Source organism: Salmonirosea aquatica (genome assembly GCF_009296315.1).
GTDB lineage: Bacteria > Bacteroidota > Bacteroidia > Cytophagales > Spirosomataceae > Salmonirosea > Salmonirosea aquatica.
Map to the genome: position 1 here is coordinate 1,644,904 of NZ_WHLY01000002.1, position 11,059 is coordinate 1,655,962.

General features: G+C 49.4%; 12 protein-coding genes. 7 read left to right on the forward strand and 5 right to left on the reverse strand.

The window, feature by feature from the left end:
* Nucleotides 1-135 precede the first annotated feature (135 nt).
* From lepB to GBK04_RS07940, 5 genes are all read right to left on the reverse strand, one after another.
* Nucleotides 136-1,293, reverse strand: coding sequence for a signal peptidase I (gene lepB / locus GBK04_RS07920; protein WP_152758409.1), 1,158 nt, complete (start codon nucleotides 1,291-1,293; stop codon nucleotides 136-138).
* Nucleotides 1,294-1,480: 187 nt separating this feature from the next.
* A complete protein-coding gene (locus GBK04_RS07925) occupies nucleotides 1,481-2,260 on the reverse strand; it encodes a TIGR00266 family protein (RefSeq protein ID WP_152758411.1) in 780 nt (259 codons plus the stop codon).
* Nucleotides 2,261-2,367: 107 nt separating this feature from the next.
* On the reverse strand, nucleotides 2,368-2,616 hold the full coding sequence (locus tag GBK04_RS07930; protein ID WP_152758413.1) for a hypothetical protein: 249 nt from the start codon (nucleotides 2,614-2,616) through the stop codon (nucleotides 2,368-2,370).
* A gap of 169 nt (nucleotides 2,617-2,785) precedes the next feature.
* Nucleotides 2,786-4,315, reverse strand: a complete 1,530-nt coding sequence (gene gltX / locus GBK04_RS07935; RefSeq protein ID WP_152758415.1) for a glutamate--tRNA ligase — start codon at nucleotides 4,313-4,315, stop codon at nucleotides 2,786-2,788.
* 87 nt (nucleotides 4,316-4,402) lie between these two features.
* Nucleotides 4,403-4,771: a Rid family detoxifying hydrolase gene (locus GBK04_RS07940; protein WP_152758417.1), complete on the reverse strand. Its 369-nt coding sequence runs from the start codon at nucleotides 4,769-4,771 to the stop codon at nucleotides 4,403-4,405.
* 48 nt (nucleotides 4,772-4,819) lie between these two features.
* Between GBK04_RS07940 and GBK04_RS07945 the strand changes: the two genes are divergently transcribed.
* From GBK04_RS07945 to GBK04_RS30435, 7 genes are all read left to right on the forward strand, one after another.
* Nucleotides 4,820-5,434, forward strand: coding sequence for a TIGR04282 family arsenosugar biosynthesis glycosyltransferase (locus tag GBK04_RS07945; protein WP_152758419.1), 615 nt, complete (start codon nucleotides 4,820-4,822; stop codon nucleotides 5,432-5,434).
* Between the two features lie 362 nt (nucleotides 5,435-5,796).
* On the forward strand, nucleotides 5,797-6,261 hold the full coding sequence (locus GBK04_RS07950) for an SRPBCC domain-containing protein (RefSeq protein ID WP_152758421.1): 465 nt from the start codon (nucleotides 5,797-5,799) through the stop codon (nucleotides 6,259-6,261).
* 61 nt (nucleotides 6,262-6,322) lie between these two features.
* Nucleotides 6,323-6,751 (forward strand): VOC family protein, encoded by a 429-nt coding sequence (locus GBK04_RS07955; RefSeq protein ID WP_152758423.1) that lies wholly within the window; start codon nucleotides 6,323-6,325, stop codon nucleotides 6,749-6,751.
* A 230-nt stretch (nucleotides 6,752-6,981) separates the two neighbouring features.
* Nucleotides 6,982-8,490: a hypothetical protein gene (locus GBK04_RS07960; RefSeq protein ID WP_152758425.1), complete on the forward strand. Its 1,509-nt coding sequence runs from the start codon at nucleotides 6,982-6,984 to the stop codon at nucleotides 8,488-8,490.
* Nucleotides 8,491-8,495: 5 nt separating this feature from the next.
* Entirely contained in the window at nucleotides 8,496-8,957 is a 462-nt protein-coding gene (locus tag GBK04_RS07965) for a hypothetical protein (RefSeq protein WP_152758427.1), read from the forward strand.
* A 44-nt stretch (nucleotides 8,958-9,001) separates the two neighbouring features.
* Nucleotides 9,002-9,370 (forward strand): four helix bundle protein, encoded by a 369-nt coding sequence (locus GBK04_RS07970; RefSeq protein WP_152758429.1) that lies wholly within the window; start codon nucleotides 9,002-9,004, stop codon nucleotides 9,368-9,370.
* A 42-nt stretch (nucleotides 9,371-9,412) separates the two neighbouring features.
* Nucleotides 9,413-10,918 carry a hypothetical protein gene (locus GBK04_RS30435; protein WP_373330813.1) on the forward strand — a complete coding sequence of 502 codons (1,506 nt, stop codon included), beginning with the start codon at nucleotides 9,413-9,415 and terminating at the stop codon, nucleotides 10,916-10,918.
* Nucleotides 10,919-11,059 lie beyond the last annotated feature (141 nt).

Below are 11,059 nucleotides of genomic sequence, written 5' to 3' on the forward strand. Positions count from 1 at the left end.
TATTCTTCAAATCTGATAGATTGGTAAAAGACATCGGTGCCGGAGATCGGTCAAAAGGGAAATAAGTATTGGTACTTTCAACCAAAGGTACCCTGCTGTCGCTTGGGGTAAGCAATGCGTTTTGCTTCATGAAATTCAATCGATTGTTCTGAACAGCCGATCCCAGCGGATTTTGTTCCAGAAGTTTTCCGCCACCGGATCAATGGACATCCACACAAACACGGCCTTGCCCACGATATGGTCGGCGGGTACAAAGCCCCAGTAGCGCGAGTCCTCGGAGTTGTGGCGGTTGTCGCCCATCATGAAGTAGTAATCCTGTTTGAAGGTGTAGGTCCTGATCGCCTGGCCGCCGATGCGAATCTGCTCGGGCGTCACTTCCACGTTTTCGTTTCCTTCGTAGCGCTCGATCACCGGGCCGTACACGGCGATGGTTTGTGCGTTGATTGGTACCGTTGCTCCTTTGGCAGGTACCGCCAGCGGGCCAAAATTATCGCGGTTCCAGTCGTAGGCGGCACCTCCGTAGATTCCCGGCTCAGTCTGTGCGGGCGGCGCAGTAGTTGGTTCAACACCCTTGACCCAATCCATTTTCTTAAATTCAGCCAGTATTTCCTGGGTCATATTGACCCGGTACCCTACGAGCCTGTTGACTTTTGCTTCATCATCGTACACTTCCACGGGCTGCCAATTGATGAATGGTCCTTCGGCCGATTTGAAGTCGTTGACAATGCCATACTTTCGAAAAAAGCGCTCGTTGAGTACTTCGGTGGTCTTGATAAAATAGAAGGTTTCGGCGCGGGAAGGTACCTCCATTTCTTTGTCATTTACATAGACACGTTCCTGCCGTACCTCCACCCGGTCGCCGGGGGTACCTATGCAGCGTTTGATGTAATTGGTTTTCAAGTCGGTGGGGTACTCGGGTTCGCCCGGTAGTCGGGGCGGGTAGTTGAATACCACCACATCACCGCTCTTCACGTCCGAAAAACCGGGGGTACGGTACACGGGTAGCTGGATAGCTTCGCTGAACGAGGGAATATCCGTTCCCCATATTTTCTGGTGCGTCAGGGGTACCTGCAGGGGCGTTTTGGGCGTGCGAATGCCGTAGTGCAGCTTGCTGACAAACAGGTAGTCACCCACCATCAGGCTATTCTCCATCGAAGGGGTAGGGATGGCAAAAGCTTCAAACGTCAGAAACCGAATCAGCGTGGCGGCGATTACGGCAAACAGCAGCGAGTCGGACCACTCGCGGAGGAAAGATTTCTTGGGTCGGGGTACCTTGGCTTTTTTCTTGAACATGGCCGTTTAATTAAGGGTAAAATTTCGGCCAATATATGAAAGTTTGTATAGTTTTCTTTTATATTAAAGAAAATATATCCGTTATCCCATGACGGGTGAGTTCCTGTTGGTCAGTGGTCCCAAAACAAAGAAAGCCAAACCGCAAATGATTTGGCTTTCTTCTATTCCAGTAGTACTCAAGGTACCCCTACCCTTCAAACAAATTCCCCAAGCCGCCTAATACTGAGCCGCTTTCTTTGTGGGCATTGCCACCGCGGGGCGACAGCCGGTCGATGAGTTTGGAGATAGGCATCGATTGCAGGTACACCTTTCCGGTACCGCGCAGCGTGGCCAGAAACATTCCTTCGCCACCGAATACCATGGATTTCAGGCCGCCGGCGCGCTGGATATCGAAGCTGATGCTCGGCTCAAAACCTACCACACAGCCCGTGTCCACACGCAGAGTTTCGTTGTTGAGCTGGCGCTCCATCATCACCCCGCCTGCGTGTACGAAGGCCATGCCGTCGCCACGCAATTTTTGCAGAATAAAGCCTTCACCACCAAACAGACCCGAACCAATACGCTGGTTAAAGTGAATTTTCATGCTGGTACCTAACGCTGCACAGAGGAAACCGTCTTTCTGCACGATGAGCTCATTGCCGTAAATTTTACCAAGATCGATCGGCATGATCGTACCGGGGTAGGGAGCGGCGAAGGCTACCTTCCGCTTGCCATAGCCGCGGTTGGTGAAGTGCGTCATAAACAGCGACTCACCCGTAATAAGCCGGGTGCCAGCCTGGAATATCTTGCCCATGATACTCTGGTTTGCCTCCGAGCCGTCGCCCATTTTGGTCTCGAACTGAATGCCATCTTCCATGTAAAGCATGGCGCCGGCTTCGGCGATGACGGTTTCGTTGGGATCGAGCTCAACTTCCACTACCTGGATGTCTTCGCCGATAATTTTGTAGTCTATTTCGTGAGAATTCATGTGTTGTTGTTTAATTGTGTAATTGTTGAACTGTTTGATTTGTGTAATTGTCATTGAACAGAGAATCTTAAACAATTCAACCTTAAACAATTACACATTCCCATCCCCTACTCTTCCTCGTCCGTCGGCGGTTTGGGTTTCCCTTTTCGCGTTTTGCGGCCCGGGATATCTTCCCGGTCTCGGAGTTTTTTGTCGTCCACGTTTTTATTCAAAAACTCATTCACCCGGTCCATGTCGAAGCTCGTGGTGATTTCCCCGAAGGAGTTTATCTTGATATCAAATCCTTCCAGATCTTTGTGAACGCGTGGTTTTTCTTCTTCGGGCTCGTCGGGATCGACTGGTTTTTTCTTGGCCATTTAGTCTTTCGTTTTATAGGTTGACAGGTCTTGGGTTTCGATGATAGCCCGCAGGCATTTAACAGGGTCACTAATGTAAAGAACCTTGCCGGGATTGGCAAGGTTCGTATAGTAAACGGTACGTTTTGGCCTGTGGTTGGCGCGAAATAGAGGTCAGATGGTGAGCCGATTACAACACTTCCACCGCTCGCCGTAGCCGCCGCACAACTTCTGCTTTTCCCAGAATTTCCATCGTGACCATCAGGTCAGGGCCTGCTCCTACGCCCGTTATGGCCAGGCGGAGAGCCTGCATGACTTTACCCATTTTGATGCCCGTCGCTTCCAGGGTCTGAGCCAGTACATGCTTGATGTCATCGGCCAGGAACGACCCCTCGTACCCTTGCAAAGCGTCAGCAAAGGTACCTATGCCCTGTTTGGCTTCTGCGTTCCATTTCTTAGCCACGATGTCCGCGTCGTATTGTTCAGGAGCACTGAACAAAAAAGCTGATTCGTTGACGATATCTTTGACAAAATGAACACGATCTTTCAGCAGATGCACGATCTGGATTGCCTGAGGGTCCGAAATCTGAATACCTTTTTCAGCGAAAAGCGGCTGAATCTGTGCCGCCATGGTAGCGTCGTCTTTTTCTTTCAGGTACTGCTGGTTGAACCAGTTGGCTTTCTGAATATCGAACTTGGCCCCGGCCTTGTGCACACGCTCGAAGCTGAACGCCTCAATCAGTTCCGGCATGGTGAAAAGCTCCTGCTCGGTACCGGGATTCCAGCCCAACAGGGCCAGAAAATTGGCGGTCGCCTCGGGATAGTAGCCCTGCTCCCGGAAGCCCAACGCTTTCTCGCCGGTTTTAGGATCGGTCCATTCCAGGGGAAATATCGGAAAACCGCCCAAATCCGCATCACGCTTGGACAGCTTGCCGTTTCCGTCCGGCTTCAGCAACAAGGGTAGGTGTGCAAATTGCGGCATGGTATCGGCCCAGCCCAGGTACTTATACAGCAATACGTGCATCGGTGCGGAAGGCAACCACTCCTCTCCCCGGATCACGTGGGTAATGCCCATCAGGTGATCGTCCACAATGTTAGCCAGGTGGTAGGTTGGCATTCCGTCGGATTTGAGGAGTACCTTGTCGTCAATTTGCGACGAATGTACCACTACCCAGCCCCGGATCAGGTCGTTGAAGCGAATGTCGTCCTTGGGTTGTACTCGCATCCGAATCACGTACGGTTCGCCGCTTTCCAGTCGGGCTTTGATTTCATCCACGGGCATGGTAAGCGAATTGGTCATTTGCATGCGGGTGATGGCATTGTATTGCGCAGCAGGTACCTTGGCTTCTTCCAGCCGCTTGCGCATGGCATCCAATTCTTCAGGTGTGTCGAAGGCATAATATGCCTTGCCCTCAAACACTAATTTTTCCGCGTATTCGCGATAGATATCCTTTCGCTCCGACTGCCGGTAAGGGGCGTGTGGGCCACCGACGTTGGGTCCTTCATCGATGGTGATGTCTAGCCACGCCAGCGCTTCCAGAATGTACGCCTCGGCACCCGGCACGTAGCGGGCCTGATCGGTATCTTCGATGCGGAGGAGCATCTGGCCACCATGCTTGCGGGCAAACAGGTAATTATAAAGTGCGGTGCGAACGCCCCCGCTGTGGAGTGGCCCGGTGGGGCTGGGAGCAAATCGAACGCGGACAGGTTGTTGGTTCATGGTTGGGTATTGATTGATAAAAAGCTGATAGCTCTTTGATTCGTAGTGACGGGAAAACTTATGACCATCAGCCATCAGCTTATAAACTTACTTCACTGCAATCACCGAAATCTCGACGTTGACGTCCTTGGGAAGCTTTGCTACCTGGACGGTCTCACGGGCGGGTGGGTTGCTATCAAAATAGGAACCGTACACTTCGTTCACCAGGCCGAAATCATCCATGTTCTTCAGGAAAATACTAGACTTGACGATATTAGTATAGGTAAGCCCGGCGGCGGTCAAAATATGGCCGATGTTTTCCATGACCTGCTTGGCCTCCACTTTTATGTCGCCGGTTTCCGCCTCTTTCAGGGCTATTTGGCCCGAAACATACAAGGTGTCATTGACCAGGACAGCCTGACTGTAGGGCCCGATGGGAGCAGGCGCCTTTTCTGAAAAAATAATCTCTTTTGCCATTCGCTTCGTAGGTTATAACTTGTCGATGAATTGCAAAACTACCAAAATATGCCGCTTGCCGCCCTGATTATTTTTGTAAAAAATCCCATTGAAGGTCAGGTCAAGACCCGTATTGCCAAAACCGTGGGCCACACCAAAGCCACTACGATCTACCGCGAACTTCTCCAATATACCCACACTGTTGCCGAAAAACTTCCCGCCGAAGGCTACACTAAAACCGTCTATTATGGCGATTACATCAACAAGAACGACCTGTGGAACGGCTGGGCCAAAGCGCTTCAACCCGAGGGCAACCTGGGCGACCGCATGAAGCAGGCCTTCCGGGAACAGTTTGCGACCGGTGCCAGCAGCGTAGTCATCATCGGCAGCGACTGCCTGACACTGCAATCCCGCCATCTGGAAGAAGCTTTTCAGCAGTTACAAACCAACGATGTGATTCTTGGCCCTTCGACCGATGGTGGGTACTACCTGTTGGGAATGAACCAATTGCATGGTCCTCTATTCGATGAAATGCCCTGGAGTCAGCCGGGACTTATGGAAAAAACCCTAGCCGTTCTTCGGGCGGCAAAACTCCGCTATTCCCTGCTGGAACCTCTCACCGATGTGGACGAATGGGAAGATTATCTGGCTACAAAAACCACCGATTCCAGTTTAAATCCATAGACAAGGCCTACCGAAGCGGCTATATCCATTCTCCAGGTTTGGGTCCTTTTTACCATGTCGTAAGGTACCCTCACCTTTTCGCAATCCTACCCCAAATTCTTGGGCTTTCACTTACTGTTTGTCGCAATTGACACCCTACTTCGTCGCTTTCAACCCCTACTGCTTTAAAAAGACGAATATATATTTGTATTGTATTATATATTCCTCTACTTTTATATCACAAAGGCAACATATTCCTATTTTGTAATATATTATTGATTATTACGTATGGAAGGTACCGTTCAGCTATATAGAAATGGCCATTAATATCTGACATACAGGGCTTTTGGTATTTATATTATTATTTTTCCTCCAACCTACCCATGGAATTATACTTCGTCATGAAAAAGGAAACCATCAGGAAGTCAATCGGTATTGGCGCATCCAAAGAAAAAGTGTGGGAGGTACTGTTTGATGAAAAATACCTCCCCATCTGGTATGCAGAATTTAGCCTGGGCGCCTGTGCCCAGGGTACCTGGCGGGTAGGTAGCAAAATATTATTCACCGACATAAGCGGCGGAGGACTGGTGGGTAAGGTGGTGGTGAATCGACCATGCAGAGTTTTTTCGGTTGAATATCTGGGCCTTGTGGTTACGGGTGAGGAAGATTATGAGAGTGACGAGGCCCGTGCGTTGCGGGGAGGTAGGGAAATATATAGGTTGCAGGAACAGGAAGGTTCTGTACTGCTTTCCGTTGAAACCGACATGCCCGAAGAGTCTTATAACTCTATGGCACTGGCCTGGGAGAAGGCCTTGCTGAAAATAAGGTACCTCGCCGAAGCAGCCTGAAATTACCTGTTAGCCATGAAATTTCTTTTAATTTTTTATTCACCCTAAACAACCATCCCCTATGCCCAAGTCCAACGTTTATCTCTACTTCGATGGCAACGCCGAGGAAGCGTTCAATTTCTACAAGTCAGTTTTTGGCGGCGAATTTGCCATGGTACAACGCTTCGGCGAAATGCCCGATGCTGACAAAATGCCCGACGAGACTAAGAACAAAATCATGCACATTGCCCTACCGCTCGCCGCTGACGATGTGCTCATGGCCTCAGATATCATGGAAGGCATGGGCGAACCGTTCAAAGTCGGCACAAACTTTTCGATTTCGCTCAGTACCGAAAGCAAGGAAGAGACCGACCGCCTTTTTGCCGGACTATCCGCCGGAGGTAAGGTTGAAATGCCGGTGCAGGACACTTTCTGGGGCGCATACTTCGGCATGCTTATCGACCCATTCGGCGTGCAGTGGATGGTGAACTACGATAAAAATTACCAATAACAATAAGCAGTACTTTTTTGCCTGTTTGCCCTCAAAGCCCGGTCATGATATGACTGGGCTTTTTTTGTCATAGGCACTATAGATTTTTAGCTTGTTAGAATAACCGGGCATCCAAAACGTTTCAAATAAAGTCTTGTTTTTGCCGGTTATCCAACTTATCAGCATTCTGAACAAATAATTAAACTGAAATCTGTCATAGAACCTTACATTAGGACTTAAAAATTGGACGAATGAATAAACCACCCCTCTCGCTTTTAATTTTTTTCATCCTGCTTTTCGGTACCTTCCTGCTGCAAAGTTGTGGAGAGGATCAAGCTTACACTTTTGAAAAATTTAACGAGCAAGCACTGGATTTTGCCAAAGACGATCAGCTCATTGACCAACAGGAGTATGAAACCCTGACGCAGGGTATTCAAAGCTCCGACGACCGGAGCTTCCGTACCCTTAAAAATGAAAACGGCGAAGTGGATCACGGCAAGGTAGCCGCCTACCTGAAAAAGTATTTCGACGCCAAGGGTATCCCCGTAATCGATATTTGGAAACCCGGCACTGCTTCAGGTACCTCTGCCAATTTCAACGTCAGCGTCTATCTGGAAAACTCCGTCAGCATGGATGGCTACGTCGATGCCAACTCCACGGCTTTCAAAGCGACCCTACTCGACCTGCTGACCAACCTTGAAAACTTCGCGGCCACGGATACCCTGAACCTGAACTACATCAACTCCACGATTATTCCGGTCAAAGCGGCGGCCACCAAAGATGACATTACCGAGTTTTATCAAAATCTGAACCGGACCAATTTCAAATCGCAGGGTGGCACGCGGGGTACCTCCGACATCGGTGACGTACTCAGTAAAATCCTCAATCAGCAGAAGCCCCATGAACTTTCCGTTTTGGTTTCCGATTTCGTATTTTCGCCCGGTGGGCAAAACGCGGTGAAGTACCTCGAAGGACAGCGCTCCCAGATCCGAAGTGAGTTCGTGGCCGCCCGTGGGAAAAACCCTAACTTGTCGGTGGCTATTCTGCAAGGACAGGCGCAGTTTGAAGGTACCTATTACGACCAGAACGACAAGCCCCATGCGAAGCTCGACGCCGCGCGGCCCTACTACCTATGGCTGATCGGTACCGCCGCGCAGATTCAGCAGGTGCTGGACGCCCGGATTCTGGAGCAAACCCGGAATGGATTTTCCAACAAACTGGTGATTCAGTCGGCGAGCGAGGCCTTGCAGCCACCTTTCAAAATCATGTACCGTCCCCGCATCGGGGAGTTCGATTCGAAATCGCTGGCACAGGGCATCATTACCGACGCGCAGGCCGCCCGAGACGACCGAAACAAAGGCATATTTGAGTTCAATGTGGCGGTGAATTTTTCCAAAGGCATGCAGGACGCAGGGTACTTTCTGGATAGCACCAATTACAAATTGAGCAACGAAAAATATAGCCTCCGAGCCAAAACCATCAATGATCGGAACGATCCGTCGCTGAGCGGCTTTACCCATTTGCTGACCCTACGCACCACCGATCTGAAGGACGAAAAACTGCGAATCGACGTGGTAGGCAAGGTACCCGGCTGGGTGTATACCACTTCTTCCGAAGACGACACCCAGATAGAAACCAACGCCGACGAAGCCCGCAAAACCTTCGGCTTCAGCTATCTGGTGGAAGGCGTCAGCGATGCTTTTTACCCCCGTTCACAAGCCAATCCTTTGTATACCATCCCTCTCACCATCCAAAAATAATCCTCATGCAAGAAGTATTTGCCAAGATATACGAATGGTTCGGCCTGATTCCCTTCTATTCCAAGGACATGGGCGACCACCTGCGCGGCTTCGACGTCACCTGTACCGATTTCATCGCCACGCCCTGGTACAGCTACATCGGCTGGATCATGCTCGTGACGACGGCCTTCACCTTTGCCCTGCAATACTACATCGTCGATAGCTCGCGTTACAATAAAGCCCGGCACTGGTGGTTTTTCGCGCTGGGACTGGTGTTGCTCAATTTTCTGATTGCCTTCGCCATTCCTTACAACGACATTCAGGACAATAATTTTTGCAACCAACTCAAACTGAACGTTTCGGACTGCGTCGGCTTTGGCTTTTCCAACGCGTTGTGGAGCCTGATTTTTTTCATCATCATCAGTACCATTCCCATTTTCCGGTCGCGTAGCACCAATTGCCGGCATACCACTTTCTGGAAACCGTGAGGTAATGATGAGTGATGAAGGATGAATGGTTAAAATCTTAGCCAATGGAAGATAAGAACGTCATTCGTAGAAAATCGTTTGATTTTGCTGTGCGGATAGTGAAGCTATGCCAGTTTGTTAGCAAGAATCATCATGAGACTGTATTAACCAGTCAGTTACTTAAATCGGGCACTTCAATTGGTGCCAATGTCCGGGAATCCACTAATGCAGAATCTGGGGCTGATTTTATTCACAAGTTTGGAATAGCCCAAAAAGAATGTAATGAAACACTCTACTGGCTTGAACTTATGAAAGCAACAGGGTACCTCACTGAAAATGAGTTAGATTCGATAATAAAAGATTGCAATGAACTGATGAAAATCATCAGGAGTATAATCTTGACAAGAAAAGCCAATTTAAAAAAAGAAAGGTGATAAAAATCTGAAACTCATCACTCATAATTCATCATTAAAAAAATGGCTCGTTTATTCATATTTGCAATTGGGGGTACCGGTTCGAGGGTACTCAAATCTTTGACCATGTTGCTGGCTGCCGGCGTGAAACCGAATTCTCAGAATGAATTCGAGATCGTGCCCATCATTATCGATCCGCACAAGTCCAACGAGGATTTGAAACGGACCGCGCGGATGCTGGAAAATTACCAGGCCATCGCCGAGCGGGCGGGGGCTGACAGCGGTTTTTTCAGTACGCGCATCACGACGCTCGACAAGCTGGTAACCTCACAAAACCGCCTTTCGGGAAGTTTTACGTTCAATTTGCAGCAGGTATCCAACACGCAGTTCAAGGACTACATCGACTTTGCGCAACTCAGCGATCCGAGCCGGGCGCTAGCCGATATTCTGTTTTCGGGCAAGTCCATCAACAAGCGCGACGAGGAAGTGAATCTGCTGGACGTGGAAATGGACATCGGTTTTGTGGGCAATCCCAACATCGGGAGCGTGGTGCTGAACCAGTTCAAGGATTCGGAAGAATTCAAGGAGGTAGCTTCCAATTTCAACGCCGACGACCGGATTTTTATCATCAGTTCCATCTTTGGTGGTACAGGCGCGGCGGGTTTTCCGACGATCCTGAAAAATATCCGCGACGCGATGAACAACCGCAACATCGACGGCAAGGGATTTCTGCAAAATGCTAAGATTGGCGCTATTACGGTACTCCCCTACTTCAATATTGAAAAAGACCCGAACAGCCCGATCCAGAAATCGGACTTCATTGCCAAGTCCAAAGCCGCGTTGTACTACTACAAGGACAATGTGACGGGTAATAATTCGGTGAACGCGCTCTATTACATTACCGATGACTACAGCGGCAAGCCCTATAAAAACGACGCGGGCAACGAAGGCCAGAAAAACGACGCGCATTTTGTGGAACTAGCTTCGGCGCTGGCGATTCTGGACTTCCTGGAAATGCCCGACCGAGAGTTGGAATCGGTGGATGGCAAAGCTCTGAAACCTGTCTACAAGGAATTCGGTATGAAGACCGATGCACCGGACTTCAAATTTTCCGATTTTGAGGATAATACCGAGTACAAAATCAGCCTGCGCCTATCGCAACTGGCCATGTTCCGCAAGTACCTTGACGAACGCATCGGCGACGCTATCGAAAAGCAGGCGTGGAGCAACGACGCACCTACCATTGACCGCGCTTTCCTGAGCGATTCGTTTTATCGTACCAACCTGTCGGAATTCATGACTTCGTTCGGTGATTGGCTGAAAGAAATGTCGGGCAACCGGCGCGGTTTTACGCCTTTCAACCTGAATTCCACGCTGGATTCGCTGGTGGTAGACAAATCGGTCAAAACGGGATGGCTGGAAAAGAAAGTAGATTATCCTTTTTACGACGATAACCTGAGCAAGCAGTCTAAAGGCAAGAATTTCCCCTCGGCGGAGCAGAAAATGATCAAGCTCTTTTTCGATACCACGGAAGACATGCTGACCGCCAAATTCGGTTTTAAGAAGTAGATTTCTGATGGCTGATCGCTATTGGCCATTAGCTCAAAAAAAGCCCTGACAATCTGTCCGTTACAGTTGTGACTTTTTATAAAAAAGAAAATCAGGCAGTTATATTTACAATCAAAAAAAGCCAATAGCTATTAGCTATCA

Excerpts from the sequence above, each read along its gene's own strand:
- lepB (WP_152758409.1), bottom strand. The coding sequence starts at position 1,293 with ATGTTCAAGAAAAAAGCCAAGGTACCCCGACCCAAGAAATCTTTCCTC.
- GBK04_RS07925 (WP_152758411.1), bottom strand. The coding sequence starts at position 2,260 with ATGAATTCTCACGAAATAGACTACAAAATTATCGGCGAAGACATCCAG.
- GBK04_RS07930 (WP_152758413.1), bottom strand. The coding sequence starts at position 2,616 with ATGGCCAAGAAAAAACCAGTCGATCCCGACGAGCCCGAAGAAGAAAAA.
- gltX (WP_152758415.1), bottom strand. The coding sequence starts at position 4,315 with ATGAACCAACAACCTGTCCGCGTTCGATTTGCTCCCAGCCCCACCGGG.
- GBK04_RS07940 (WP_152758417.1), bottom strand. The coding sequence starts at position 4,771 with ATGGCAAAAGAGATTATTTTTTCAGAAAAGGCGCCTGCTCCCATCGGG.
- GBK04_RS07945 (WP_152758419.1), top strand. The coding sequence starts at position 4,820 with ATGCCGCTTGCCGCCCTGATTATTTTTGTAAAAAATCCCATTGAAGGT.
- GBK04_RS07950 (WP_152758421.1), top strand. The coding sequence starts at position 5,797 with ATGGAATTATACTTCGTCATGAAAAAGGAAACCATCAGGAAGTCAATC.
- GBK04_RS07955 (WP_152758423.1), top strand. The coding sequence starts at position 6,323 with ATGCCCAAGTCCAACGTTTATCTCTACTTCGATGGCAACGCCGAGGAA.
- GBK04_RS07960 (WP_152758425.1), top strand. The coding sequence starts at position 6,982 with ATGAATAAACCACCCCTCTCGCTTTTAATTTTTTTCATCCTGCTTTTC.
- GBK04_RS07965 (WP_152758427.1), top strand. The coding sequence starts at position 8,496 with ATGCAAGAAGTATTTGCCAAGATATACGAATGGTTCGGCCTGATTCCC.
- GBK04_RS07970 (WP_152758429.1), top strand. The coding sequence starts at position 9,002 with ATGGAAGATAAGAACGTCATTCGTAGAAAATCGTTTGATTTTGCTGTG.
- GBK04_RS30435 (WP_373330813.1), top strand. The coding sequence starts at position 9,413 with ATGGCTCGTTTATTCATATTTGCAATTGGGGGTACCGGTTCGAGGGTA.